This is a genomic window from Streptomyces sp. NPDC048504 (genome assembly GCF_043200035.1).
Classification (GTDB): domain Bacteria; phylum Actinomycetota; class Actinomycetes; order Streptomycetales; family Streptomycetaceae; genus Streptomyces.
The window spans coordinates 215,326-240,792 of sequence record NZ_JBICXA010000011.1 but is presented as its reverse complement, the minus strand read 5'-3'; the positions used below and the strand labels follow the sequence as shown (position 1 = coordinate 240,792).

Genomic DNA, 25,467 nt, shown 5'->3' with positions numbered 1-25,467 from the left:
ATAGGACGAACCATGGCAGCAGTTCAGCGCATCGTCATCGAGAACTGTTCGATCGCGACGGTGGACGCCCACGACACCGAGTACGGACACGGATACGTGGTCGTCGCCGGCAACCGCATCGAGTCCCTCGGCGCGGGCCGCGCCCCCGAGGGCCTGGAGAACGTCGTACGCCGTATCGACGCGTCCGGTCATCTGGTGACCCCCGGCCTGGTCAACACCCACCACCACTTCTACCAGTGGATCACCCGGGGCCTGGCCACCGACCACAACCTGTTCAACTGGCTCGTCGCGCTGTACCCGACCTGGGCGCGCATCGACGAGCGGATGGTCCGCGCCGCCGCGCAGGGTTCCCTCGCGATGATGGCCCGCGGCGGTGTCACCACCGCGATGGACCACCACTACGTCTTCCCGAAGGGCTCCGGCGACCTCTCCGGCGCCATCATCGGCGCCGCCCGCGAGATGGGCGTCCGCTTCACGCTGGCCCGCGGCTCCATGGACCGCAGCGAGAAGGACGGCGGCCTGCCCCCGGACTTCGCCGTCGAGACCCTGGAGGGTGCCCTCGCCGCGACCGAGGCGACGGTACGGGAGCACCACGACGCCTCCTTCGACGCGATGACCCAGGTGGCCGTGGCCCCGTGCTCACCGTTCTCCGTGTCGACCGAACTCCTGCGGCAGGGCGCCGAGTTGGCCCGCCGGCTCGGCGTACGGCTGCACACGCACGGCTCGGAGACGGTCGAGGAGGAGCAGTTCTGCAAGGAGCTGTTCGGCATGGGCCCGACCGACTACTTCGAGTCCACCGGCTGGCTCGGCTCGGACGTGTGGATGGCGCACTGCGTCCACATGAACGACTCCGACATCGCCGCCTTCGCCCGCACGAAGACCGGTGTCGCCCACTGCCCCTCGTCCAACGCCCGCCTCGCCGCCGGTATCGCCCGCGTCCCCGACATGCTCGCCGCCGGCGTCCCGGTCGGCCTCGGCGTCGACGGCACCGCGTCCAACGAGTCCGGCGAACTCCACACCGAGCTGCGCAACGCCCTCCTCATCAACCGCCTCGGCGGCCACCGCGAAGCGGCCCTCAACGCCCGCCAGGCGCTGCGCCTCGGAACGTACGGCGGCGCCCAAGTCCTGGGCCGCGCAAGCGAGATCGGCTCCCTGGAGCCGGGCAAGCTCGCCGACCTCGTGCTGTGGAACCTGGACACCCTCGCCCACGCCTCGATCGCCGACCCGGTGACCGCGCTGGTCTTCGGCGCGGCGGCCCCGGTCACCGCGTCGTTCGTGAACGGCCGTCAGATCGTCGAGGACAACCGGCTGTTGCACGTCGACGAGGACACGATCGCCCGCTCCACGCGGGAAGAGGCCCAGCGCCTGGCGCGGATCGCCGCGCAGGGCTGACCACGCTCAGCATGAATCGCCGTACGGCGTCGCTGAGTTGAAGATCTCCGGTTGAGGGGGACGGCCCTCGACCGGTGGCCGTGGCCGGGGCGTGCATGGACATGTGCGCCCCGGAACGGCCTTATTCCACCCCTTTGTTGGGTTCCGTCCCGGTCCCGCATGACCGCGCACCACCTCCTGAAACCCACGTCAGAGCCGACGTGTTACCCGCCCGGAGGAGCCGCCGTGACCACCCATCCCGTCGACGAGAAACTCCCCGCACTCAAGATGGCCACCACGGGCCTGCAACACGTGGCCGCCATGTACGCGGGAGTCGTCGCCCCGCCGCTGATCGTCGGCGCGGCCGTCGGCCTCTCCGGCACCGAACTCACCTTCCTCACCGGTGCCTGCCTCTTCACCGCGGGCCTCGCGACCTTCCTGCAGACCCTCGGGATCTGGAAGATCGGCGCCCGGCTGCCCTTCGTCAACGGCGTCACCTTCGCCGGAGTCGCCCCGATGACCGCGATCGCGGCCTCCACCAAGGACAAGTCGGACGCGCTGCCCGTCATCTTCGGCGCGGTGATCGTCGCCGGCCTCCTCGGCTTCCTCGCCGCGCCCTTCTTCAGCAAGGCCGTGCGCTTCTTCCCGCCGGTCGTCACCGGCACCGTCATCACGCTGATAGGCGTGTCCCTGCTGCCCGTCGCCTTCGGCTGGGCGCAGGGACCCGACCCCTCGGCACACGACTACGGTTCGCGGACGTACCTGGGCCTCGCCGCCGTGACGCTCGTCGTCGTCCTGGTCCTCCGCCGTTTCACCCGCGGCTTCGTGAAGCAAATAGCCGTCCTGCTCGGCCTGTTGATCGGCACGCTCCTCGCGATCCCCTTCGGGGCAACGGACTTCAGCCCGGTCGCGGACGCCGACGTCATCGGGTTCCCGAGCCCGTTCCACTTCGGCGCACCGCAGTTCCAGGTCGCCGCGATCATCTCGATGTGCGTGGTGATGGTGGTCTCGATGACCGAATCCACCGCGGACATGCTGGCGTTGGGCGAGATCGTCGACCGCCCCGCGGACGAACGGACCATCGCCGCGGGGCTGCGCGCCGACACCCTCGGCTCGGCCCTGAGCCCCCTCTTCAACGGCTTCATGTGCAGCGCCTTCGCCCAGAACATCGGCCTGGTCGCCATGACCCGCATCCGCAGCCGGTACGTCGTCGCCACCGGCGGTGGTTTCCTGGTGCTGATGGGCCTGTGCCCGATGGCCGCGTCGCTCATCGCCGTCGTACCGCGCCCGGTGCTGGGCGGAGCGGGCGTCGTCCTGTTCGGCTCGGTCGCCGCGAGCGGCATCCAGACCCTCGTCAAGGCGGGCCTGGACCGGGACGACAACATCCTGATCGTGGCGGTATCGCTGGCCGTCGGGATCATCCCGATCACGGCGCCGGACTTCTACCACGCGTTCCCGCAGACGGTCCGGATCGTCCTCGACTCGGGCATCTCCACGGGCTGCGTCGCCGCGGTGGCGCTCAACCTGGTCTTCCACCACCTCGGCCGGGCCCGCGAACAAGTCGGGGGTACGACCGGAGCCGTACCCGTCGCCCGTCAGCCGATCTCGTAACTGTCCCCGTACACCTGCCACTTGAGCGGCGTGTCCAGGTCGAGGTTGCCCTTCTTCAGGAACACCCGCTGGGCCGTCTCGACCCGGGTCACGTCGCTGTGCGCCTCCTCCTGCCTCATCGCCCAGACCCGGGCGTCGAGGAAGGCGTTGAGATACGCCGTCTCGTCGCCGCCGTCGGTGGGAGTCGCCGCGTGCTTGCGGGCCCGGGTGCGGATGCCGCCGAAGCAGAGGGGGTCCGTGCCCGGGCCGTGCATGACCATCGCGTCGTAGTAGACGAACTGCCCGAGTGTGCCCACCCCGTCCTTCTTGGCGCGCGCCACGGCCGGGTCGAAGTAGCCGCGGTCCCGCTCGTCGCGCTGCGCCTTGCGGAACGCGGCGGACGTGTGCGCGGCCTTCCGCCAGGCGGAGGGGAAGCCGGGGGCCAACCCGCTGTGCGAGGCAGTGCCGTTGACGGCGCGCAGCGCGGGCAGACAGCCGGCGAGGACATTGCCCGGGGCCCGCTTCGTGTACAGCTCGACGAGCGCCAGCATGTCGCCGGTACCGGAGCAGAAACCGATGATCCCGCCGGTGTAGCCGCGCCCGTCGCCGATGTCCTCGATGTACGCGTACTGCGCCTCCCAGTCCAGGGAGGAGTTCTCCGCGCTCGACACCAACCGCATCGCGATGTCCTTCTTCGCCGGGGCGTCGAGCCCCGCCCCACCCGACGTCGAGGCGTCCGCGGACGGCCACTGGCTCGCGATCGCCGCCGTTCCGAAGGCTGCGAGCAGGGTGCGGCGGGTGGCTTTTCTTCGGAAGGACGGCACGTCGACTCCAAGGCGGGCGCGGTACACAACAACTCTGAAAGGCAGCTGAGACTCGCGCGTCAACTTGGGAGAGCCGTGGGGTGGTGTTAGCAGGGCGCTGTGAATTCCCGCGTCACGCAAGGAGGTTGGCGTACTGCGTCTTCATGCCGAGACACCCGGAGTGCCCTGACCGCATCCGCGTTCAGACGCGCCGGACCGACTGGCAGGGCATCGCCGCCGGAAGCCGTCCCGTGAAGTACGACCGGGGCGGGACACCCATCAGGGCGCGGAAGTCGGAGGTCATGTGGGACTGGTCGTAGTAGCCGGTGACGGCGGCGAGTTGGGCCCAGGAGAGTTCAGCCGCGTGGGCCAGTACGGCGCGGACGCGGTTGATGCGGGCATAGTGCTTGGGGGAGAGACCGACCCCCTCGGCGAACAGGTTGCGCAACTGCCTTTCGCTGACGGCGAGTTCGCGGGCCACGTCGGGCACCGGGCCGGGCAGGTGACCGGTGCGGATCGACATCGCGTCGACGCCGGCCCGGACGAGTTCGGTGCGGGAGGAGTCCGTGACGGCGGTGAGCCGCGCGGGGAGCACCTCCGCGAGCCGCTCCACCGTCCGCTCGGGATCGGCGTCCAACCAGCGCAGCTCGTCGGAGAGTTGGCGGGCCTTCCGGCCGGGCAGGTCACCCAGGAACACGGCCCGGCCGACGAGGTCGACCGCCGGAACCCCCAGCAGCGGCAGCGTGGTGCCCGGCGCCAGCCGCACCTCCACGCAGGACACCAGCGGCTTGCCCGCGTGGTAGGTGGCCCGGACGCGCGGCCCGACGACAAGGACGCTGCGCCGGCCGTTCCCCTCGACCCGCAGAACCACCTTCGTGTCCGCGTCCGGGAGATGCACGAACGGTTCCTGCGGCACGGCATCGAGCCGCAGGGCACCGACCCGCGCGATCCAGGGGCGCAGTTCGTCGGGCAGCGGCACGGCCCACTGCGACAGGGCGTTCGTCACCCCTCCACGGTAAGCGCGCCACCGGCCCGGACACGGCCCCCGAACGTGCCGGAATCTCCTAGAACCAGGGCCGCCTCCCCGCCCACTGTGGTGGTCATGATCCTTGTGACGGGTGCCACGGGCACCATCGGCAGTGAAGTCGTACGACAGCTCGCGGCGCGCGGCGAGAAGGTGCGCGCCCTGACCCGGGACCCGGCAAAGGCCCCTTTCCCGGGGGGAGTTGAGACGGCACGGGGCCACCATGCCGACCGGGCCTCGGTGGAGGCGGCGATGACCGGCGCCGAAGCCGCCTTCCTGGTAGGGGTGTTCGGGCCGGACGACTCCGCGCACGACCGGGGTCTCGTCGAAGCGGCGCGGTCGGCGGGCGTACGCCGCGTCGTGAAACTCTCCGGAATCGGGGCGGGCGACCCCGCGATCGGGCCGGTCGGCACCTGGCACGTGCCCGGTGAACAGGCCGTGCGGGAGAGCGAGTTGGAGTGGACGATCCTGCGCCCCTCGGCCTTCGCCTCGAACACGCTCGGCTGGGCCGCGTCCGTACGGGCGGGCAGCCCGGTACCGAACACGAGCGGCGACGGCGGCCAGGGGGTCGTCGATCCCCGCGATGTGTCCGAGGTGGCGGTCGCCGCGCTGCTCGACCCGGGCCACTCGGGGCGGACGTACACGCTGACCGGCCCCGAGGTACTCAGCGTCCGGGACCAGGCCGCCGTCCTCGCCGGGATCCTCGGGCGCCCCGTCGAAGTACGCGACCTGTCCTCGGCCGAGGCGCGCGAGTATCTGCTCGGGCTGGGCTTCAGCGACACGTTCATCGACGCCTCCGAGATCAGCAGGGAGTTCGTCCGGGAGGGCGGCAACGAGGTCGTCACCGATGAGGTGCGGGAGGTCCTGGGCCGGCCGGCGCGGACCTACCGGGAGTGGGTCCTGGACCACCGGGCGGCGTTCGGGGAGGGGTGATCCGGGCGGAGGCGAGGACCACGCGGCCATGGGGGATGGCAGCCCCGCTCCCGCTCCCGCTCCCGCTCCCGCTCCCGCTCCCGCTCCCGCTCCCGCTCCCGCTCCCGCTCCCGCTCCCGCTCCCGACCTCGGGGATGTCAGCCCCGCCCCCGCTCCCTCCCCGCTCGCAGTACCGCCGCCGCCAGCACCAGAGCTGCCACCGCGATCAACGCCCCGGTCCGAAAAGCCAGTTGGTACCCCTCCGCAGTCGCCGGGATCAACTCCGCACCCTTGGCGAGCAGTCCGTCGGTCCGTCCCGCCGCCAGTGTCGACAGCACCGCCAGCCCGAGTGAACCACCCACCACCTGCGTGGTGTTGAAGAGCCCGGAGGCCAGTCCCGCGTCCTCCTCCCGCGCCCCCGACATGGCGAGCCCCGTCAGCGCGGGCATCGCGGCGGCGAACCCGGCGGCCAGCAGGAGCAGCGGCGGCAGTACGTCCGTGAGGTAGGAGCCGTCGGCGGGGGCGCGGCCCAGCAGGGCCATCCCGGCGATGATGAGGACGAGTCCGGCCAGCAGTACCCGGTACGCGCCGAAGCGGCCGATGGTGCGTGCCGACAGGCCGAGCATCAGGACCCCGACCGCGATCGGCGCCGGCAGGAAGGCCGTGCCGGTGAGCAACTCGCTGAAACCCAGTACCCGTTGGACGTACAGCGCGCCGATGAACTGGAAGCCGAACATCGTGCCGATCATCAGGATCTGCACGGCGTTCGCCCCGGTCAGGAGGCGGGAGCGGAACAGCCGGAGGCGGAGCAGGGGGCGCGCGGCCCGGGCCTGGCGGACGGTGAACGCGACGAAGAGGGCCAGGGCGAGGGCGGCCAGCAGGAGGGTGGCGGTGAGGGGGCGGGCGCCGGTGCCGATGATGACGTACACCGTGAGCATCAGCGCGCCGGTGACCAGCGCTGCTCCCGGATAGTCGGCGCCCTTGCCGAGCCCGGCGCCCTGTTCCGGGGCGAGGACGCGGACGGCCGCGAGCCACGCCACGATGCCGATCGGCAGGTTGATGAGGAAGATCCAGTGCCAGTTCAGGGCCTGGGTCAGCGCCCCGCCGAGAAAGGTGCCGAGTGCGCCGCCACCGGCGCCGACCGCGCTGAACACCGCGATGGCGCGGGCCTGTTCACGGGGTTCCGGGAAGAGCGCGACCAGCATCCCGAGGACCACCGCCGAGGCCATCGCGCCGCCGACGCCCTGCACGGCCCGGGCCGCGATCAGCATGCCCTGGCTCGTCGCGACCCCGCACAGCACGGACGCCGCGGTGAACACGGCGAGCCCCGCGGTGAACATCCGCTTGCGGCCCACCAGATCGCCCAACCGGCCGACGAGCAGCAGCAGTCCGCCGAACGGGATCAGATAGGCGTTGACGACCCAGGCGAGCCCCGGCCCCGAGAAACCGAGGTCACTCTGGATCGCGGGCATGGCGACCGTGACGATGTTGCCGTCGAGGATCGTCATCAGCGTCCCCGCACACAGCACGACGAGGGACGCCCAGTGGGAGTACGTTCGGGGCGACGGACGCGTCCGTGATGTCTTCGACTCGGACCCGGTGAGTGCCGTCATGGCGGTCTGACCTCCGTGGATATCCATAGGAACCATAGGTGCACGACTTGTAACGGGGTACATCGTGAGGAACCATGGAGGTCGCCGTAAGGAGGCACTTGGATGTCCCAAGGGAACACCGGTGTTACAGCCCAGGTCGTGAACGCGCACGCCTGCCCGGTGCGTGAAGTTCTTGACAGGGTCTCCGGGAAATGGAGTGTGCAGATCCTGGTGGCGGCGGCCCACGGACCCATCCGCTTCACCGAGTTGGAGCGCAGCATCGAGGGCATCAGCCGCCGCATGCTGACCCTCACCCTGCGCAACCTGGAGCGCGACGGACTCGTCACCCGCACCGTGCACCCGACGGTGCCACCGAAGGTCGAGTACGAACTCACCCCGGTGGCCCGGGAGTTGCACGAGACCCTGCTACGGCTGACGGACTGGGCGGAGCGGAACCGGCACTACATCGCCGAGTCACGCGCGGCCTACGACACGGAGCACCGCCCGGAGTTGACCGATGCGTAGGCCGCCCGGCCCTTGGCTCAGAGGCCGAACAGGCTCGGGTTGGTGGTCAACTTCCTGAAGAACTCCTGCGGTTGCGCGACCAGCTTGCGTTGTTCGAGGTCCAGCAGTCCGCCGACCGACGCGGCCTCGGCGGAGACCGTGCCGTCCGTCTTGGTTATCGTCTGCAGGACCCGGAACGTCTTGCCCTCGCCCCACTCGAAGACACAACTCACCTCGACGTCCTCACCGGCGCGCAGCTCGCGGAGATAGCGGATGGTCGTCTCCAGGACGACCGGCGCGACCCCCTGGCCGAGCAACTCGGCCTGGCCGACGCCCGCGGCCTGGAGCAGGGCCCAGCGGGCATGCTCCGCGTACTGGAGGTACACGCTCTGGTTGAGGTGCCCCAGGCTGTCGGTCTCGTATCCGCGGACGGTCACCGGGACGGAAAACGGCTCGCTCACTGCGTTCCCTTCTCGCACTGACGGTCGATCTGCCTCACCGATCTTGGCATGCCCTTCGGGTCCGGTCGGGTCCGTTCACGTGCGTCGCGGCGAGGCAAGCAGATAACTCGCCCCTGTTCGCGGCTCCTTGTGTTCGCTCACCTGCCAGCCCGCCCGCTCCAGCGTCTCCACGCAGGCACGCAGCACCTCTGCGTCCGGATCGCGCACGGCGACGGCCTCCGGCTGCGGGGTCGCCCGCACCCGGTAGCCCTCCGTGTCCCGTCCGGCGGGTTGGTGCCCGGCGGCCTCCAAGGCCAGCGCGGCGGCCTGCACCAGATGCGTACGCTCCCAGCCGCACGGCCGCTCCACGGAACCGTCCGGATTGGTCATCCGGCGCAGCTCCAGCAGCCCCTGCCAGGCGCTGTGCACCTCACGCGTGCGGGCGGCGGGGGCGGTGCCCGTCGCCTCCTCGCCGCCGATGCGCGCGGCGAACACCCCGGCGGTCGAGGCCGTGGTCGCGGGAGCTGCGGCAGGGGCGGCCTCGGCGACCTCCGGTTCGGACTCCCGTATGCGATGCCCCGCCGGCGTCAGAAAGTGGTCGTGCGGCGGACGCGGGTGCCGGAACGCCAACCCCCGCTTCACCAGCGCGGCGAGCTGCGCCTCCGTACCCCGCAGCCGCCCGGTGACGGGATCGGCGGCGTCGATGACATGCCGTTGCGCGGCGGTCGGCGGTCGTGTCACGGCGTGCTCCTCCCCGTCCGGCGGACTGTGGGACGCCCCCCCACGCGCCCTGTTCGAAGATTACGACGGGGGTCTGACATTCCAGGCGGCGATGACCGGCCGCCCGTGCTCCGTGCTCAGCCGGCACAGCGTCCCGGTCGCGAGCTGGAACAACGCGCCCTTCGACGGCGGCAGCCCGAGCCACCGGGCGGTGAGCACCCGGAGGAAATGGCCGTGTGCCACCAGGACGACCACGCCCTCGGTGTTGGCCAGGGCCGCGTCCACCTTGGCCAGGGCGCGGTCGGCGCGCTCGCCCACCTGCTCCGGGCTCTCCCCGGGATGGTCCGGCGGCCCGGGCGCGACCCCGTCGGTGAACAGGAACCAGCCCGGCCGGGTGCGCTGGATCTCGACGGTCGTGATGCCCTCGTAGCCGCCGTAGTCCCACTCCCGCAGATCCACATCGATGCGGACGTCCGTGAGCCCGATCAGCTCGGCGGTCTCCCGGGCCCGCTGCATGGGGCTGACGAACGCGGCGCCGACCCGGTGCGAGCGGATCAGCGGTACCAGACCGCGCGCCTCCTCCCGCCCCTTCGCGGTGAGCGGGACATCGGTCGAGCCGGTGTGCCGCCCCGACCGGGACCATTCGGTCTCTCCGTGCCGTACGAGGAAAAGATCACCCATACCTCACAGGCTATGGGCCCACTGCTCCAACGTCGCGAAATCGCTCTCCCGTAGGCCCCTGCGCGGGTCCACCTTGAGGAGGAGTGCCGGCCCGTCGTGGTGCGCCTCGACATGCCGTACGTCGAGGTCGGTGATCAGGTCGTCGACCCAGACGAAGGGGCGGCCGGCCGCCCAGGCCACGATCTGGCGGGTCTTCCAGTAGAGGCCGTCCGGGGCCTTGGCGAACAGCTGGGTGAACTCGATCACCGGCAGGTCGCCGGGGAGCCCGACCGCCGGCGCGATCAGCTCGTTGGCCTGGTGCATCCAGGTGGTGGCCCAGGCCGGCTCGTACGGCAGCGCCAGTATGCGCTCGCCGTGCCCCGGGTGCAGGCGGACCCGCAGCCCGCGCCGCAGCCGCCGGGAGCCCGGCGGCTGCCGGGCCGACCAGTTCGTCGGCCACAGCCGGTGGGTGACATAGCCGCGGTGGCGCAGGAACCGGGCGCCGTACGGGTTGAGGGGACCGTCGACGTCGAGGAGCAGCAGGGGGCGGTCGGTCATGGGGAGGGGTTACCCAGGGCGGCGCGCCCGTAGCTGTCCGCCCGGCCGCTACTGCCGATACCCGCCCAAGAAGCGCCCGATCCGGCCGATCGCCGCCTCCAGGTCGTCCGCGTACGGCAGCGTGAGAATGCGGAAGTGGTCGGGGGTCGGCCAGTTGAAGCCCGTGCCCTGGACCACCTGGATCTTCTCCCGGAGCAGGAGGTCCAGGACGAACTTCTCGTCGTCGTGGATCTTGTGCACCTTGGGATCGAGCCGGGGGAACGCGTAGAGCGCGCCCTTGGGCTTCACGCAGGAGACCCCCGGGATCTCGTTCAGCTTCTCCCACACCATGTTGCGCTGTTCGTGCAGTCGCCCGCCCGGAACGGTCAGGTCGCGGATGGACTGGCGGCCGCCGAGCGCGGCCTGGATGGCGTACTGCGCGGGCGCGTTGGGGCACAGCCGCATGGAGGCCAGCATCGTCAGGCCCTCCAGGTAGTTCTTGGCGTGCTGCTTCGGGCCCGTGACCACCAGCCAGCCCGAGCGGAAGCCGGCCACCCGGTACGTCTTCGACAGGCCGCAGAAGGTGAGGACGACCAGGTCGGGGGCGAGCGCGGCGGCCGAGTGGTGCACGGCGTCGTCGTAGAGGATCTGGTCGTAGATCTCGTCGGCGAAGACCATCAGGCCGTGCCGGCGGGCGAGGTCGAGGATGCCCTCGACGATCTCCTTGGGGTAGACGGCGCCGGTGGGGTTGTTCGGGTTGATGATGACGACGGCCTTGGTGCGGTCGGTGATCTTCGCCGCCATGTCGTCCAGGTCCGGGTACCAGTCGGCCTGTTCGTCGCAGAGGTAGTGGACCGCCTTGCCGCCGGAGAGGGTCGTCACCGCCGTCCAGAGCGGGAAGTCCGGGGCGGGGATGAGGATTTCGTCGCCGTCCTCCAGCAGTGCCTGTACGGCCATGGAGACCAGCTCGGAGACGCCGTTGCCCAGGAACACGTCGTCCACGTCGACTTCGAGACCCAGGGTCTGGTAGCGCTGGGCGACCGCGCGGCGGGCGGAGAGGATGCCGCGTGAGTCCGTGTAGCCGTGGGCCTGGGGGAGCATCCGGATCATGTCCTGGATGATCTCCTCGGGCGCCTCGAAGCCGAAGAGCGCGGGGTTGCCGGTGTTCAGGCGCAGGACGCTGTGCCCTGCCTCCTCCAGTGCGTTGGCGTGCTCGATCACCGGTCCGCGGATCTCGTAACAGACCTCGCTGAGCTTGCTCGACTGCCGGAACTCCATTGCGCCCTCGCCCCATCGGGTTCGTGTGTTGCTTGGTTTTACCAAGTGTGAGCTTGGAAAGTCCAACAACATGTCTAGACTGCGTCGCATGTCACCTCGCCGAAGCTACGACCAGTACTGTTCCGCGGCCCGGGCGCTCGACCTCGTCGGCGACCGCTGGACCCTGCTGATCGTCCGCGAACTCCTCGCCGGCCCGCGCCGCTACACGGACCTGCACGCCGATCTGCCGGGTGTCAGCACGGACGTACTCGCCTCACGGCTGAAGGACATGGAGCGGGACGGGCTCACGACGCGACGGCGGCTGCCGCCTCCGGGCGCGGTCTACGTCTACGAACTCACCGGCCGGGGGCGGGAGTTGCTGCCTGTTCTCCAGGCCCTCGGTACCTGGGGTGCGCCTGAGCTGGGGGAGCGGCGGCCCACGGACGCGGTGCGTGCGCACTGGTTCGCGCTGCCTTTGCTGCGGGCGCTGGAGGGGGAGGGGCTGGTCGAAGTCCGGCTGGAGGAAGGGGAGTTCCATGTGTATGCGGGGGTGGAGGAGGGTGGGCTCGTCTATGGCGAAGGGGCCGCTCCCCGGGAGCCCGATGCCCGTCTGGTGCTTGACGTCGACACGTGTACGGCCGTCGCGCAGGGGGAGTTGAGCCTTTCCGACGCGGTGCGTGCCGGACGCGTCGAGGTGACCGGCGACGGCACGCTCGCGAAGGCACTGCGGGAGGCCTGAGAACAGGCCTGACATGACAGAAGGCCCGCTGTGGGCGGGCCTTCTGACGGGTGATCACGGAATTACATGCCGGGCGGCGGAACCCGCCTCGGCCGTCCCGAACCCCGGGTCAGCGCATACCCGCCGATCCCCGCGAGCGCGGCCAGCACACCGCCCACGCCGGTCCACACCCAGCGGTCGGACCACCAGCCGGAGGACCAGCCGCCGTCGGGCTCGATGCTCGACAGCGCCGCCGACGTCGACGACGAACTGTCCTCGTCGGACGCCGACTTGGCCGCGATCCCCGGCGTCAGCGGCTGCGCCAGCGAACCGTCCACCGCCGCCGAACCGCCGATGTCCTTGGAGTCCACGCGGACCTCGGTGCTCACCGGTTTGCCCAGGTCCGAGGACTGCAGATCCACGACCGTGAGTCGGACGTAGTACGTGCCCGGCAGCGGGTCGTTGGCCCAGGTCTCCGACCAGGCACGGACGGTACGCAGCGTGCACGCCAGGTCCAGGGAGGTCGCGTCCTGCGCGGCGGTGCGCGTCGCGGCCCCGTACTGGCAGGCCTGGCGGCGCCGCAGCCCGTCGTAGACGTCGAGCTGCCAGGTCTCGCCCGCGTGGGTGTCCGGCAGCTTCACCGTCGCCTTGACGGTGGGGCGTTGACCGGCGTCCGCGGCGAACGACCAGTACAGGTAGTCGCCGGTGGAGCCGCTCGCGGTGGCCTGCTGGCCCTGGTCCAGCTCCGTCGCCGTACGGAAGGAGGTACCGGCCTGCGTGGGCGCCGAACTGTCGTCGGAGGGGCTCGCGGAGGGCGAGGAGTCCGCCGCAGCCGGTGTCGCAGCCAGTCCCGCGAGCAGCAGGGCCGTGCTCAACACACGTGTGATCCGCATCAGTTGGTCCTCCAGACCGCGAGACGCCAGCGTGACAGCCAGCCCCACAGCAGACCCGCGACGAAGCCGGTCAGCACGAGGGCGCCGAGGAGCCACCAGCCGCGGCCGAGGCCGAAGGAGGCCACGTCGCTCGCCTTGCTCGGCCCGTCCACGACGTCCACGGTGAGTTCGAGGGGCAGACCGGGGGTGGTCTTCACCCCGGAGGCCGCCGAGAAGGAGTTGGTGACCTGCAGACACACGGTCTCCGCCGGGGCGTTGTCGTCGTCGCTCTCCGCCTTCGGGTAGCGCAGGCCGGTGGAGATGACGTCCGTACGGCCGTTGCCCGTGCCCTCGCCGCGTACGATCTCGCGGCCGTGCACGGTGACCGCCCGCAGCAACACCCCGTAGTCCGGGTTGACTTCACGGTCGGCGCCGACGCTCACCGAAGCGCGCAGCTCCTGGCCCGGGTCGACGTCCACGCGGTAGAAGCGCTGCTTGCCGAACTCCTCGCGGTCCGTGTACAGACCGGACTTGAGGGTTGGGGCGCCGGCGCACTGGGCGGTGCCCTCGGTGGCGACCGGGGTCACCACCGGGTCGGCGGCGCGGTCCACCAACTGGCCCACGCGGTCGGAGAGTTCCTCCTTGTGCTGCACGGAGGTGTACGTGCCGCCGGTCGCGTCCGCGATGCAGCTGAGCTGGTCGCGGGTCTTGGCGTCCGGCACCAGACCCAGCGTGTCGATGGTCAGGCCGATGCCCTTGGCCGCGATCTCGCGGGCCACCTCGCACGGGTCCAGCGGCTGGCAGGTGTCCTCGCCGTCGCTGATCAGGACGATACGGCGGGTACCGTCACCGCCGTTCAGGTCGTCCGCCGCCTTCAGCAGCGCCGGACCGATCGGCGTCCAGCCGGTGGGCTGGAGCGTCGCGACCGCGGCCTTGGCCTCAGTGCGGTTCAGGGAGCCCACCGGGTACAGCTGCGCGGTGTCCTTGCAGCCCGTCTTGCGGTCGTTGCCGTGATAGTTGGCGCCCAACGTGCGGATGCCGAGCTGCACTTCCTCGGGTGTCGCGTCGAGCACCTCGTTGAACGCCTGCTTCGCCGCTGCCATCCGCGAGCCGCCGTCCATGTCCTTGGCGCTCATGGAACCGCTGACGTCCAGCACGAGTTCGACCTTGGGGGAGGCCGCGGAGTCCGTCTCGTCGGCGACCGCTCCGGCGGGGAAGGCGACCCCGGCCGTGAGGGTGGCGAGCAGGGCACAGATCCCCGCCGCCAGCCGTTGTCTTGTGATCATCGCCGGATCCTATTGATCAGATGGACCGGGCTCCAAAACGAGTGGGTTGGGCAGCCCGGTCCACTGGTCTCCGGGGAGCTCCGGCGACAGCCGCATCAGCGTCAACGCCTTGCTCGGCAAAGGCTGTTCGAGCAGCGTGCGCAGGTCCGGCGTGCGCGGCAGATCCGGTACGACGGCCGCCAGCGCCGCCCTGAGCGCCGTACCGGAACCCGCCGTACCCGCGAGTGCTCCCGCCACGAGAGATCCGAACAGCTTGCGGCGCAGGGTGAGTTCGTCGTCGGTGACGATGCGTCCGCTCAGGTCCGGTACCGGAATCCCCTGCTCGGCAAGGCGCTTGGGGCTGACCCGGATGTCGGCGAGATCGCGGTAGACCAGGCGCAGGGGGGCACCCGTGCGGGACAGCACCACCAGCAGGTTCTGACCGTGCGCCTCAAGGGCCACACCGGACTCCAGCAGCCGCAGACAGACGACGAGGGCGAGACGCGTGAACTCGGCCAGCCAGGCGGGCGATCGGGGCAGGCCGGTGACCGCGAGGGCGGCCACCGGCAGAACCCGCTCGCCCGCGTCCGTGTCCGCGTACGTCTGCGGCGACTCACGCAACACGGCCGCGAGATCAGGGGAGTCGGCCGTGGCCGCGCCCAGTGTGCGGGTGACGTGCAACAGGCCGTCCGAGCGCGCCGCCAGTGTCTCCCCGAACGCCGACAGCGTCGCCGACAGTCCGATCGAGTAGACCGAGATGTCCCGCACCGAGGAGGTCAGCCGGGCGCTCAGCGCGGTCTTGACGTGCGGTCCGTCCGACAGGGCGAGGGTCCGCAGGGACATCAGCGGATGCGCGTCGAGCGGAGCGTCGCCGGTCCGCTTCAGCACATGTGCCGCCTGCCACGGGTGCACCGGGATCAACAGCCGCCCCCCGTCCCGCAGTTCGCCCGGCCACACCCCCGTCACCAGACACTCCTCCGCCCCCACCGGCACCGACCCGAGCGCCACCACGGGCCGGTGCTCGGGCCCGTACGCGAGCTGCTCGGCCACCGAGAAGCCGGGCCGGGAGCGGCAGTTGGGGTGGAAGGGATGCCCGTCGACGATCCGCTGCTCCCACTCCCAGTCGTGCGCCGGCCAATCCTCCGAGCGGGCGGGCTGGTTGGCCCGGGACAGCGCCAACGAGGCGACGCTGTGCCCGAGTTCGGCCGCGAAGCCGGTCCCGTGCGGCACGGCGAGGTCCGTCATCAGGCGCGCCGGATCGTCGTAGGCGATGTCGTCGAGGTGGACCACGGTGACGTAGGCGTCGGTCGCGTACGGGTCCGCGCGCGGGCCGCGCAGCCGCCGGCCGTCGGCCAGCCGTAGGACGAGGCCCGGCGCCCTGTCGACGATCCACGGCAGCGGCTCGAAGGCCAGCGCGCGCCACAGCCGGGTGAGAACCGCCGCACGGGCGCCGGGGAGCTCGGCCGCGTACCGTTGCACGAGGTCGGGCCGTACGGCGGCGAGCTCCTCGGCGACCTCGGCCTCGGGAAGCGGGGGACGGTCCACGGTCGACTCCTCGGGTGCGGACGGGGCGTCATGATCGGTGACGACGAGAGACAGGGCGGAGAGAGGCGGAGCGGCGAGAGCCGGGGCGGCGGAACACTGTGCGACGAGAGACATACTGATCGCGATCGCAGGACACGGACTTAGGGAACGAATGGATCGCGTCGACTTCACACCCCCGGGCGACGACGTGGCGGAGCGCGCCGACGCGTACGCGGCCGCGCCCCTGCTCAACTGTCTGCTGCGGGAGGTGGCCCGGCCGCTCCCGGACCCGGGGGAGCGACACGTGTACCGGCTGCCGGGAAGCGGCCGGCTGCTGCGGGTGCGCGGCGAGCGGCGGCCCGCCGAGCCCGAGGTGTACGCGGACGGCGGCTGGCGGCGCGCCGACCACACCGAACTCGTGAAACTCGTCGCCGAGGAACTGACCCGGCACACCGGGGTCTCCAACCACGAACTGCCCGCCGAGATGACGGACAGCCGTGACGCGGTCGCCGCGCTGCTCACCGCGCGCGACCGGGCGACGGCGCCCGACGACCCGTATCTCCGCTCCGAACAGTCCTTGATCACCGGCCATCCCTACCATCCCGCGCCCAAAGCCCGCGGCGGCGGCCCCGTCGCGGGCTGGCTGCCCTACGCCCCGGAGGCGTACGCCCGTTTCCCGCTGGTGCTGCTCGGGCTGCGCGAGGACGCGGTCGTGGAGGAGGGGGATGTCTCGGCGCTGGACGCGCTCGGGGCGGCCCCGCCCGGGTACCGGCTGCTCCCTGCGCACCCCTGGCAGCTGGACCTCGTAGGCGCAGGCCTGGCGGCTGCCTTCGCGGACGGGCGGCTGATCCGGCTCGGTACGACGGCGACCGAGGCGTGGCCGACGGCGGCGATCCGCACCGTGTACAGCCCCGCCGAGGATCTGTTCCTGAAGTTCAGCCTCGATGTGCGCATCACCAATGACGTGCGCCGGTTGTGGCGCCACGACCTGCTGAAACTCCAGCGTACGGATACGGCCGTCCGGGAGGCCTTCGCTGCGATGGGCGGCCCGGCGGCCTGGCTCGGCGACCGCGGTTACCGCACCGCCGACTTCGCCTTCGAGGAACTCGCCGTCCTGGTCCGCGACGGCCTGCGCGACCACCTCCTGCCCGGAACTACGCCCTTGCTCGCCGCGGGGTTGGTGGAGGGCTTCGAGGGCAGCCCGCTCGACGGTACGCGCGACCCGGGGGCCTGGTGGGAGGCGTATCTGCGGCAGGTCGTACCGCCCGCGCTGACCGCCTTCGCCGACCACGGCGTCGTACTCGAAGCGCATCTGCAGAACACGCTCGTCGCCGTCGACGCCGACGGAACGCCCGCGCAGGCGCTGTTCCGGGACGCGGAGGGCGTGAAGCTGCTGACGGACGTGGACCGGGCCGCCGGGTGGGAGCGGCTGGTGTACTGCCTGGTCGTCAACAACCTCGTCGAGATCGCCGGTGTCCTCGCCGAGCGCCACCCGAAGCTGGACCCCTGGCCTGCGGCCCGCGCCGAACTCGCCCGCCACGACCTCCCCGAGGTCGCCGACCTCCTCGCCTGGCCCACCCTGCCCGGCAAGACGAACCTGCTGTTGCGCTGGACCGGGGCGGACGGCGCGGACGCTCGCTATCTGCCGTTGCGAAATCCGCTCGCGGGGTGAGGGGGGGAGGGCGGGCCGGAGGTGAACCGTTCCGGGTGAAGGGTGGGTCGGAAGGGAACCGTTCCGAACCCGGTGACGTCATGAGCGGAGCACCTAGACTGGTGGCCGGTATCGGGGGAGCCTCGCGGCTGGATATGGCCGCTCGACGGGGACGGGGGTCGGGGCCGATGAGGGCCGACCGCCTTGCCGGAGAGGCGAGATGGGGGAGTCATGAAACCGCTCCAAGCGGGTGATCCCGCCTCTGTCGGGGAGGGCAGGTACCGGCTGGTCGGACGGCTCGGCCAGGGTGGGATGGGCGTCGTGTACTTCGGCCGCTCGCGGTCGGGCCGGGCGGTGGCCGTCAAGGTCGTACGGCCCGAACTGAGCACGGAACCGGGTTTCCGGCTCAGGTTCGCCGACGAGGTGGCCGCGGCGCGCCGGGTCGGCGGCTTCCACACCGCGCCGGTCGTCGACGCCGACCCGCACGGCGACCCGGCCTGGCTGGTGACGGCGTACGTTCCCGGGCCCACGCTGCAGGCCGTCCTCGACCGGGTCGGCCCCCTGCCCGTGGACACGCTCACCGTGCTGGCCGCCGGCCTCGCCGAGGCACTGGCGGCGATCCACCAGGCCGGGGTCATCCACCGTGACCTGAAACCGGCCAACATCATCGTCGCGGAGGACGGCCCCCGGGTCATCGACTTCGGCATCGCCCGGGCCCTCGACGGTACGGCCCTCACGCAGACCGGGTTCCAGATCGGCACCCTCGGCTTCCTCGCGCCGGAGCAGCTCACCGGGGGCACGCTCACTCCCGCCGTGGACATGTTCGCCCTGGGTGTGGTGCTCGGGCAGGCGGCCGGGCGTGCGCCTTTCGGGGACGGGGTGGCGGCGGCGTGGCCCTACCGGGTCGTGCACGAACAGCCTGATCTCACGGACGTTCCCGGGCAGTTGCGCCCCCTGGTCGCGGCCTGCCTGGCCAAGGACCCGCGGGACCGGCTCAGCCCGTCGGAGTTCCTCGACCGACTGACGATCCAGCATCCGTCGGACGTCTGGTTGCCTCCGGAGGCGACCGCGTTGGTGCGGAGTCAGGATCCGGCGGTGTATTTCGCGGGGGTGGACGGACCGGGGGGCGCGCCTGCGGGTCGTGCGTCGGCCGGACCTGCGGGTCGGCGGTCGGGCGAGCCCACCGACCGTCCGTCGGCTGCACCGACGGATCGTGCGTCGGGTGCGCCCGACGAGCGCCGGTCGGGCGCGGCCGCCGATCCGCGTACCGCGATGTCGGCTTCGCCGGGGGGCGGTGAGGGGGTGGGTGGACCGGCGGGGGTTGGTGAAGGCCCGGGGTTCCCGCCCGTGGTCGGTGCGGGTTCGGGGTTCCCGCCGGTGGTTGATGGAAGTTCGGGGTTCCCTCCGGGGGTTGAGGAGGGTCGGGGTTTCGCGTCGGGGGGTGATGCGGGCCAGGGTTTCGCGTCGGGGGGCGATGGGGGCTCGGGTTTCCGGCAGGTGGCCGACGAGGGGCCGGGTGTCTCGCCGGTGGTTGCCGAAGGGGCTGCCGACTCGTCGGCGTTCGGCGGGGGGCTGCCCGTCGCTCCGGAGGTCGCCGGGGGGCCGACTCGCCCGTCGGCGTGGGGTGAGGGGGCGCCTGGTTCATCGCCGGTCGGTGAGTGGTCGCCTGACCCGGCTTCGGCGGGTGAGAGGGGGCCCGGTTCGTGGCCGGTTGCCGAGAGGCCGTCTGGTCCGTCGTCGGTTGGTGAGGGGCCGTCTGGTTCGTGGCCAGTTGCAGAGAGGCCGTCCGGTTCGTCTCCGGTAGGTGAGGGGCCGTCCGGTTCGTCGTCTGTCGGTGAGATGCCGACCGGCTCGGCTCCGGTGGGTGAGAGGGTACCCAGCTCGTGGCCGGTTGCCGGGAGGCCGTCCGGTTCGTCGTCGGCAGGCGGGAGGCCGTCCGGTTCGGCTCCGGTGAGTGAGGGGCCTTCCGGTTCGTCGTCTGTCGGTGAGATGCCGACCGGCTCGGCTCCGGTGGGTGAGAGGGTACCCAGCTCGTGGCCGGTTGCCGGGAAGCCGTCCGGTTCCTCGTCGGTCGGTGAGGGGTGGCCGGGTCCGTCGTCGGTTGCCGAGATGCCGACCAGGTCGGCTCCGGCCGGGGAGGGGCCGTCCGGTTCGTCCCCGGTGGGTGAGAGGCCGTCCGTGGCCTCCCACCCCCTGACCGTCCAGTCGTCGCCCGGTCCTGGCCCCGGTTTCGGGCCCGCACCGGTCTTCGCGCCCGGGCCAGTCCCGCCCGGTGGTGCCGGAGCGGGGGGTGGCACCGGGGTGCCGTCAGGGCGCCGTAGGACAGTCGTCGTAGCGGCGATGCTGGTCGCTGCGGTCGCCGCGGGGCTGCTCGTGTGGCATCCATGGGCCGGTTCCGATCAGAAGGACGATGCCGGTGCTGGGGGATCCTCGCCGTCAACCGTGCGGTCGACCGCCGCCGCCTTCCCCGATGATGCCCCGTTGCTGGTCCGGATGGACACGGATCCCGGGTCGTCGACGTGTCACAGCGTGATCGGGCGTCGTGACTCCACCAAGGACGACCCGAAGCAGCTGATCGACGGGACGTGTGACGTGCTGCCGCAGTGGGCCCCCGATCACAAGTCGTTCGCGTTCACCCGCAACACCGGGCAGGAGTCGGCCGTTTGGACGGCCAACGCGGACGGTACCGACGTCCGCCGGGTCGCCGCGATCTCGGGTGGGCGGGTGTCGTGGTCGCCGGACGGGAAGAGGCTGGCCGTGCTGCGTCGGCAGGACGGGGTGCAGCAGCTGTTCGTCGTGACCGTCGCGGACGGCTCCGCGCGGCAACTGACCACCGGGACCGCGAAGGTGGAGGACCCGGCGTGGTCCCCCGACGGCAAGCACATCGCCATCTGCCTTCAGAAGACGTCGAGTTGGCAGATCCACGTCGTCGATCCGGCGCAACCGGGGGCCGAACCCCGGCAGGTCACCCACCAGTCCCGGCGGGCGCTCGACCCCGTCTGGTCCCCGGACGGCCGGTACTTCGCCTACACCGCCGGGGCGCCGAACGTGGGGACCGGGGGAGACATCCACATCGTCAAGGCGGACGGCACGGGCGACCGGACACTGGTGCAGACCGCCGCCCAGGAGATGGACCCGGTCTGGTCGCCCGACGGCAAGTGGGTGGCCTTCGTCCGGGGTCCCTTCGACCAGCCGGCGATCTGGGCCGTCCGCGCTGACGGCACGGGCCTACGCAGGCTCACCACCGGCAGCACGCCGGAGGGCCACCCCTCCTGGCGCTGACCTGCCTCTATGCTCGTTCCATGCCGGACATGCTGAGAGAGGTCACCGCGACCCGCTACGTCGAGCCCCTGCGGTCCGGCAGATCCGTCCCCGGTCTCGTCGAGGCCGACGACCTCGGCACGTACGTCGTCAAGTTGTCCACGGGGCGGCGCTGACCTGCGTTGATGCCGCTGCATCAGTGGCTGACCTGCGCCGATGCGTCTTTCAGAGCGTTTCACGTTCGTGCTGCGTTATGCAGCCGATCCTCCCCACGCGCTCCCCAGCGGCGCGGATTCTCCCCAGATTCCCCCCAGGGAAAACCGAGTTCACCAGCAGCGACGAGGTGAAGGCCATCTCTGCGGTGGACACGATCAGTGACTGCGGAGGGGCTGGGGTGCTGTGAAACGGCCAGCTCTGCCATGTCCGTGTTCCCGGGCTGAAGGCCACTCTTTCGGCTCTATGCGGCGTGTGTGAGCGCGGTGTGGGCTGGCGTCTGTGCACAAGTGGTCCGCATTGAACGAGCGGCAGCGCGCTCTCCTCGAACGCATCGCAGCGGGTGAAGAACCTGGAGCCTGGTTGCCGGGGGACTGGCGCTTGGCCTACGCCCTGCGTGACCGTGGGCTTCTGGCAGTCGGCAGGGCTGGTGGGCATGGTCGTGCGGAGGTCACCAAGACCGGCCGGTTCTACCTGCGGCATGGTCATCATCCCGAGGATCCGGCGTTCGACGGCGGTGGCGTTCAGGGGGTGTCTGCCGGGTCGTCGCCTCCGGCGTCGGCGAAGGCGGACGACCCGTTGGAAGGCGGGGGAAGAGGGCGCAGCCCGACGCCCTACAGCGAACGGCCCGTCGCTCGCGCTCGACGGGCGAAGGCCCGGGAGCTGATCGAGCGGCTGGTCGCAGAGGGGCGTGTGCGTCTCCGTGACCCCGTTGACGACGAAATTGCGGAGTGGCGGCGCGTCGTCGATTACGCGAAGCGGCACGGCATGGAACCGCAGGGCATGCACATCGAGAAGACGCGCTTCGGTGCGCGGGGATTGGAGCTGTTCCTCGCCGAGGGCCCGCATCCAAACTCACGGGGTTTGCGGCCGACGACCGACGCATCGGTCGTTCGGGTCCCGAGGCGGCTGAGTTCCCTCCGGCCGGCTGTGGCTGCGCTGCGGGACAACGAGGGGCAGCTGGTGATGTCTCCTGTGCTCCGTCGCCGGGCTCTCCTGATGTTGCAGGGGTTGGCGGCTGAGGCGATGCGGCGGGGATACGACGTGAGGCAGGTTCGGTCGTATTACTCGCGGCGCGAGGGTGGAGTGGACGTGGTTGTCGACGGCTTCGCGTACACCGTCACTGTCAAGCAGGAGTTCCCGCAGTCCACGAATCCGGAGCGCTCCGCGCGTCTCGTCGTGGAGGTTGACCATGGCCGGTTCGGTCGGCCGGGGCGCTGGCGTGATGGGAAGGCGCGAGTGCTTGAGGAAGCATTGGGTGTCGTTCTCGGGGAAATCGAGGCGCGAGCGCTGGAGGACGCTCGGAGCAGGGAACATGAGGAGAAGGCCAGAGCGGAGTGTGAGTTCCGCTGGCGGGCGGCTATGGAGGAGGCGCAGGAACGAGCCGTTCGGGATCAATTCGCCGAGGTGCTTCGCGAGGAGGCCGGACGCTGGCAGGAGGCCGCCGTACTTGGTGCCTACTGCGATGCTCTGGACCGTCGCCTTGCCGAACCGGGCCGCGCCGTGGACGAGGCGACGCTGGAATCGGCCAGACGCTGGTTGGAGTGGGCACGTGAATTCGCGAGGTCGATCGACCCCTTGAACCGGCTTCCAGGGATGCCGATTCCCAGGGAACCGACGCCAGACGAGCTCAAGGCGTACCTGAAGGGGTGGAGTCCTTACGGACTGGAACGTCCGGGGGGACGGTGAAACGCAGAGGAGGTTTACTGATCGGCTCCATGTGTTTCCGATGACCCATCACGTGGAGTGCGTTGCGATCCTGGAACCGGTCGCCAAGCTGTCCTGACCTGCGGTTTTGTGTGTGCGCGTTATGTGAGGTGTGGGCGTTACGGGCGATATCTTGACGCTGAAATGACGCTCGTGACGCTCATTTGACGCTCGTTCTGATGGGATGTCAGGTACGCTGCGTCGCTGTTCAGGCGGGCTGATGGCTAAGGCCGTGAGGCAGGGGCGCCGGGAATTTCGTGGTGCCAAGCAGTCATGCTCAGCCGCATGAGCGGAGCGCCCAGCAGGTTCTTGGTCTGCTGGTGGTACACGGCGCACACGGCCCTGACCAGTACGAATACGAGATTTGAATCCGAGATGGCGGGCTCTGGCCCGTGTATGGTCCGGACCTTGGCTGTGAACTGGGCGAGGCCGAGTCGGCGAGGGACTCACGAGCGGGGGAGGGTGTGCTGGCGCGGCAGGTCACGCTCGGGCGGGACTTCCGACGGTTGTGGGGTGCCTACGGGGTCAGTGCTGCGGGCAGTGCCGTCGCCATGGGGGCATTGCCCCTGGTCGCCCTCCTGGTGCTGCATTCCTCGGCGTTTCAGGTCTCTCTGCTCACGGCTCTTTCAGCGGTGGCGAGTGCGGTGATCGCTCTCCCGCTCGGTGTCCGTATCGAGTACCGGCACAAGCGTGCTGTCATGATCACTGCCGATCTGGTCCGCCGTGCGGTACTGGTGAGCGTTCCGGTCGCGGCTGCGTTCGGCGGGCTCACCTTCGTCCACCTGTGTGCCGTGGGCATCCTTCAGAGGGCCGCGGCGGTCGCGTTCGACGCGGCGAGCGGTGCGCACCTGAAGGCGCTCGTCCTGCCCGAGCACCGCCTTCGTGCCAACAGCCTGTTCGAGACCACCAACTGGATCAGTGTCAGCGCCGGTCCGCCCGTCGGCGGGTTTCTGGTCGGTGTTCTGGGCCCTACCGTGACGATGGCGGTCGATGCCGCGTCCTTCCTGGGATCCGCTATCGGTATCCGCCGCATCCGCTGGCCCGAACCCGCGCCGACGGCACGCGCCGCTGCCCCTCGCCTGGCTCGCGACATTGCCGTCGGCTGGCAGTACATCCTGCGACATCCCGGACTACGTGTGCTGTTCTGCAACTCCCTGCTCTTCGGCGGCTCCATCATGATGACGTCAGCGTTGATGGCCGTCCTCATGCTGCGAGACCTTGGCCTCGCACCGTGGCAGTACGGACTGGCTCTGGGGCAGCGCCGGATCCTGTTGCTGTCCGGCGTCGCACGCACACTCTGGACGATCCTGTTGCCGCTCGCGCCGTCCGGTGCCCTCGGCGTGTTCACCATCGTGGCGGTCGACTTCGGCCTGTTGTTCGCGGCCGGCGTTTTCAACCCGTCGTTCACCACCTACCGCCTAGAGACCACGCAGGACGCGTTCATGTCCCGCGTGGCTACCTCCTGGTCGGTCAGCTCGAAGACGTGCCAGGCAGTTTTCATGATTGCCGGTGGCCTCATCGCCGATGCGATGGGTGTCCGTGGTGCGCTGCTCATCGCCGGTGTGCTGTGTTTGTCGAGCGCGCTCCTTCTGCCACGGAAGACGGCACGCACTTCCGCCCAGGGCATTCCAGCACCCGCCGGGGAGCCGATACAGGAACCGGCTCCATCCCCGGCCGACTCTCCATAGCGAACTGCTGGCCCGCGCCTGCGGTCCTGCTGATGGGCCCCGGCCCTGTCCTCACGGCCGGTTCGCACTCATCTTGTCCTGCCGTTCCGCCGCGAGCCCGCGCCGGAACGGCAGGACAAGACGAGTTCCTGTTGCTCAAGTTCCCGGCATGCACTTAGGGTTGCTGATCCGCTCATCGTGGGCCTCGACTAGGTTGCCGGCATGGCCGCCGAAATCGTTGAGTTCGAACTGACCGAGCCCTGGTCGGGGTTCATCGCTGAGCCGCTCGTGGGTGGCAGTGATGCGGGTGTACTTGTGCTGTCTGGATCGAGTGGCCGGATCGAGCGCGAACGGTGTCGGCTCTTCGCCCGTGCCGGCGTGACCGCGGCGACGGTTCGGTGGTTCGGGGGGCCCGGGCAGCCGCCGGGCATCTGTGAGGTTCCGCTGGAGATTCTTGTTGAGGCGACCGGGCTGTTGCGTGAGCGTGGTGCTGAACGGGTCAGCATCCTGGGGCTTTCGAAGAGCGCCGAGGCGGCGTTGCTGGTGTCCACGCTCTCGGACTGCGCGGATGCTGTGATCGCGCTGGCCCCCTCGTCGGTCGTCTGGGCCAACGTCGGCCCTGGACACGACGGCCGGGATCGCCCGTATCGATCCAGCTGGACTTGGCGGGGGCAGCCCCTGCCCTTCGTCCCCTATGTCGAGTCCTGGTTCCCGGCGGAGCCTTCAGGCGGACCGGTCGCCGTGCTCGACTGGTACGAATCCAGTCTGACAGCATGCGAGGACCGCCTCGGCGCCGCGGCTATCCCGATCGAGAAGGCCGACGCCGATCTGGTGCTGGTCGCGGGCGGCGCCGACAGGATGTGGCCGTCCTTGCCTTTCGCCCAGGAACTCGCCGACCGGCGCACGGCGGCCGGGCGGGACGCGATGGTGATCACCCGGATTGACGCGGGCCACCGCATCATCTTCCCGTACGAGGTGGCGCCACCTCCATCCACTCGCTTTGACCACGGTGGCACCCCGGAGGCCGGCGCAGCGCTGGGAGCGGTCGCCTGGCCGCGCGTGATGGCGGCCATCCGCGGCTTCTGAGCCTCCGGGCGTCGCTGGTCAGGAAGCTGGATCCCGAAAGACCGAGGTCACGTCCGGGGCGATGCGGGCCCGGTCAACTGTCGGCAGGCGCCG

The 25,467-nt window shown here is 70.6% G+C and carries 22 protein-coding genes; 11 read left to right on the top strand and 11 right to left on the bottom strand.

Annotated elements, in window-relative coordinates:
* Positions 1-12: 12 nt before the first annotated feature.
* Complete coding sequence (locus ACGFY9_RS27245; protein WP_393758321.1) at positions 13-1,392, top strand: 8-oxoguanine deaminase; 1,380 nt, start codon at positions 13-15, stop codon at positions 1,390-1,392.
* A gap of 225 nt (positions 1,393-1,617) precedes the next feature.
* On the top strand, positions 1,618-2,982 hold the full coding sequence (locus tag ACGFY9_RS27240) for a nucleobase:cation symporter-2 family protein (RefSeq protein ID WP_393758319.1): 1,365 nt from the start codon (positions 1,618-1,620) through the stop codon (positions 2,980-2,982).
* Here ACGFY9_RS27240 and ACGFY9_RS27235 read toward each other — a convergent pair.
* Positions 2,967-3,785, bottom strand: a complete 819-nt coding sequence (locus tag ACGFY9_RS27235) for a chitosanase (RefSeq protein WP_393758317.1) — start codon at positions 3,783-3,785, stop codon at positions 2,967-2,969. The two genes, ACGFY9_RS27240 and ACGFY9_RS27235, sit on opposite strands and share 16 nt — an antisense overlap.
* A gap of 181 nt (positions 3,786-3,966) precedes the next feature.
* Entirely contained in the window at positions 3,967-4,770 is an 804-nt protein-coding gene (locus tag ACGFY9_RS27230; protein WP_393758315.1) for a helix-turn-helix domain-containing protein, read from the bottom strand.
* Positions 4,771-4,866: 96 nt separating this feature from the next.
* Here ACGFY9_RS27230 and ACGFY9_RS27225 point away from each other — a divergent pair, with 96 nt between their 5' ends.
* On the top strand, positions 4,867-5,721 hold the full coding sequence (locus tag ACGFY9_RS27225) for an NAD(P)H-binding protein (RefSeq protein ID WP_393758313.1): 855 nt from the start codon (positions 4,867-4,869) through the stop codon (positions 5,719-5,721).
* A 137-nt stretch (positions 5,722-5,858) separates the two neighbouring features.
* Here ACGFY9_RS27225 and ACGFY9_RS27220 read toward each other — a convergent pair whose 3' ends face one another.
* Positions 5,859-7,313 carry an MFS transporter gene (locus ACGFY9_RS27220; RefSeq protein WP_393758311.1) on the bottom strand — a complete coding sequence of 485 codons (1,455 nt, stop codon included), beginning with the start codon at positions 7,311-7,313 and terminating at the stop codon, positions 5,859-5,861.
* Positions 7,314-7,415: 102 nt separating this feature from the next.
* Here ACGFY9_RS27220 and ACGFY9_RS27215 point away from each other — a divergent pair, with 102 nt between their 5' ends.
* Positions 7,416-7,817, top strand: coding sequence for a winged helix-turn-helix transcriptional regulator (locus ACGFY9_RS27215; RefSeq protein ID WP_393030557.1), 402 nt, complete (start codon positions 7,416-7,418; stop codon positions 7,815-7,817).
* 17 nt (positions 7,818-7,834) lie between these two features.
* Here the strand turns inward: ACGFY9_RS27215 and ACGFY9_RS27210 are convergent, their stop codons facing one another.
* From ACGFY9_RS27210 to ACGFY9_RS27190, 5 genes are all read right to left on the bottom strand, one after another.
* Positions 7,835-8,257: an acyl-CoA thioesterase gene (locus ACGFY9_RS27210; protein WP_393758309.1), complete on the bottom strand. Its 423-nt coding sequence runs from the start codon at positions 8,255-8,257 to the stop codon at positions 7,835-7,837.
* Positions 8,258-8,332: 75 nt separating this feature from the next.
* Positions 8,333-8,977: a hypothetical protein gene (locus tag ACGFY9_RS27205; RefSeq protein WP_393758307.1), complete on the bottom strand. Its 645-nt coding sequence runs from the start codon at positions 8,975-8,977 to the stop codon at positions 8,333-8,335.
* A 60-nt stretch (positions 8,978-9,037) separates the two neighbouring features.
* Positions 9,038-9,637 (bottom strand): histidine phosphatase family protein, encoded by a 600-nt coding sequence (locus ACGFY9_RS27200; protein WP_393758305.1) that lies wholly within the window; start codon positions 9,635-9,637, stop codon positions 9,038-9,040.
* Positions 9,638-9,640: 3 nt separating this feature from the next.
* Positions 9,641-10,174: an HAD domain-containing protein gene (locus tag ACGFY9_RS27195; RefSeq protein WP_393758304.1), complete on the bottom strand. Its 534-nt coding sequence runs from the start codon at positions 10,172-10,174 to the stop codon at positions 9,641-9,643.
* A gap of 48 nt (positions 10,175-10,222) precedes the next feature.
* Positions 10,223-11,431, bottom strand: coding sequence for a pyridoxal phosphate-dependent aminotransferase (locus ACGFY9_RS27190; RefSeq protein WP_393758302.1), 1,209 nt, complete (start codon positions 11,429-11,431; stop codon positions 10,223-10,225).
* An 88-nt stretch (positions 11,432-11,519) separates the two neighbouring features.
* Between ACGFY9_RS27190 and ACGFY9_RS27185 the strand changes: the two genes are divergently transcribed.
* Positions 11,520-12,149, top strand: coding sequence for a winged helix-turn-helix transcriptional regulator (locus ACGFY9_RS27185; protein ID WP_393758300.1), 630 nt, complete (start codon positions 11,520-11,522; stop codon positions 12,147-12,149).
* A gap of 62 nt (positions 12,150-12,211) precedes the next feature.
* On the opposite strand, the gene ACGFY9_RS27180 is transcribed toward ACGFY9_RS27185, so the two are convergent.
* The 3 genes from ACGFY9_RS27180 to ACGFY9_RS27170 are packed head-to-tail and all read right to left on the bottom strand — an operon-like array spanning position 12,212 to position 15,810.
* Positions 12,212-13,021: a hypothetical protein gene (locus ACGFY9_RS27180; RefSeq protein ID WP_393758298.1), complete on the bottom strand. Its 810-nt coding sequence runs from the start codon at positions 13,019-13,021 to the stop codon at positions 12,212-12,214.
* Positions 13,021-14,286, bottom strand: a complete 1,266-nt coding sequence (locus ACGFY9_RS27175) for a VWA domain-containing protein (RefSeq protein WP_393758296.1) — start codon at positions 14,284-14,286, stop codon at positions 13,021-13,023. The genes ACGFY9_RS27180 and ACGFY9_RS27175 overlap by 1 nt, the downstream gene beginning before the upstream one ends.
* A 9-nt stretch (positions 14,287-14,295) precedes the next feature.
* Complete coding sequence (locus ACGFY9_RS27170) at positions 14,296-15,810, bottom strand: IucA/IucC family protein (protein ID WP_393758503.1); 1,515 nt, start codon at positions 15,808-15,810, stop codon at positions 14,296-14,298.
* Between the two features lie 151 nt (positions 15,811-15,961).
* Here ACGFY9_RS27170 and ACGFY9_RS27165 point away from each other — a divergent pair, with 151 nt between their 5' ends.
* From ACGFY9_RS27165 to ACGFY9_RS27140, 6 genes are all read left to right on the top strand, one after another.
* Positions 15,962-17,461 (top strand): IucA/IucC family protein, encoded by a 1,500-nt coding sequence (locus ACGFY9_RS27165; protein WP_393758295.1) that lies wholly within the window; start codon positions 15,962-15,964, stop codon positions 17,459-17,461.
* A 210-nt stretch (positions 17,462-17,671) separates the two neighbouring features.
* Positions 17,672-20,722 (top strand): protein kinase, encoded by a 3,051-nt coding sequence (locus tag ACGFY9_RS27160; protein WP_393758293.1) that lies wholly within the window; start codon positions 17,672-17,674, stop codon positions 20,720-20,722.
* Between the two features lie 20 nt (positions 20,723-20,742).
* Positions 20,743-20,877, top strand: coding sequence for a hypothetical protein (locus ACGFY9_RS27155; RefSeq protein ID WP_393758517.1), 135 nt, complete (start codon positions 20,743-20,745; stop codon positions 20,875-20,877).
* Between the two features lie 418 nt (positions 20,878-21,295).
* A complete protein-coding gene (locus ACGFY9_RS27150; RefSeq protein ID WP_393758292.1) occupies positions 21,296-22,603 on the top strand; it encodes a hypothetical protein in 1,308 nt (435 codons plus the stop codon).
* 482 nt (positions 22,604-23,085) lie between these two features.
* Positions 23,086-24,309, top strand: a complete 1,224-nt coding sequence (locus ACGFY9_RS27145; protein ID WP_393758290.1) for an MFS transporter — start codon at positions 23,086-23,088, stop codon at positions 24,307-24,309.
* 201 nt (positions 24,310-24,510) lie between these two features.
* A complete protein-coding gene (locus ACGFY9_RS27140; protein ID WP_393758288.1) occupies positions 24,511-25,374 on the top strand; it encodes an acyl-CoA thioester hydrolase/BAAT C-terminal domain-containing protein in 864 nt (287 codons plus the stop codon).
* Positions 25,375-25,467 lie beyond the last annotated feature (93 nt).

Excerpts from the sequence above, each read along its gene's own strand:
- ACGFY9_RS27245 (WP_393758321.1), top strand. The coding sequence starts at position 13 with ATGGCAGCAGTTCAGCGCATCGTCATCGAGAACTGTTCGATCGCGACG.
- ACGFY9_RS27225 (WP_393758313.1), top strand. The coding sequence starts at position 4,867 with ATGATCCTTGTGACGGGTGCCACGGGCACCATCGGCAGTGAAGTCGTA.
- ACGFY9_RS27220 (WP_393758311.1), bottom strand. The coding sequence starts at position 7,313 with ATGACGGCACTCACCGGGTCCGAGTCGAAGACATCACGGACGCGTCCG.
- ACGFY9_RS27215 (WP_393030557.1), top strand. The coding sequence starts at position 7,416 with ATGTCCCAAGGGAACACCGGTGTTACAGCCCAGGTCGTGAACGCGCAC.
- ACGFY9_RS27200 (WP_393758305.1), bottom strand. The coding sequence starts at position 9,637 with ATGGGTGATCTTTTCCTCGTACGGCACGGAGAGACCGAATGGTCCCGG.
- ACGFY9_RS27195 (WP_393758304.1), bottom strand. The coding sequence starts at position 10,174 with ATGACCGACCGCCCCCTGCTGCTCCTCGACGTCGACGGTCCCCTCAAC.
- ACGFY9_RS27190 (WP_393758302.1), bottom strand. The coding sequence starts at position 11,431 with ATGGAGTTCCGGCAGTCGAGCAAGCTCAGCGAGGTCTGTTACGAGATC.
- ACGFY9_RS27185 (WP_393758300.1), top strand. The coding sequence starts at position 11,520 with ATGTCACCTCGCCGAAGCTACGACCAGTACTGTTCCGCGGCCCGGGCG.
- ACGFY9_RS27180 (WP_393758298.1), bottom strand. The coding sequence starts at position 13,021 with ATGCGGATCACACGTGTGTTGAGCACGGCCCTGCTGCTCGCGGGACTG.
- ACGFY9_RS27175 (WP_393758296.1), bottom strand. The coding sequence starts at position 14,286 with ATGATCACAAGACAACGGCTGGCGGCGGGGATCTGTGCCCTGCTCGCC.
- ACGFY9_RS27165 (WP_393758295.1), top strand. The coding sequence starts at position 15,962 with ATGGATCGCGTCGACTTCACACCCCCGGGCGACGACGTGGCGGAGCGC.
- ACGFY9_RS27160 (WP_393758293.1), top strand. The coding sequence starts at position 17,672 with ATGAAACCGCTCCAAGCGGGTGATCCCGCCTCTGTCGGGGAGGGCAGG.
- ACGFY9_RS27155 (WP_393758517.1), top strand. The coding sequence starts at position 20,743 with ATGCCGGACATGCTGAGAGAGGTCACCGCGACCCGCTACGTCGAGCCC.
- ACGFY9_RS27140 (WP_393758288.1), top strand. The coding sequence starts at position 24,511 with ATGGCCGCCGAAATCGTTGAGTTCGAACTGACCGAGCCCTGGTCGGGG.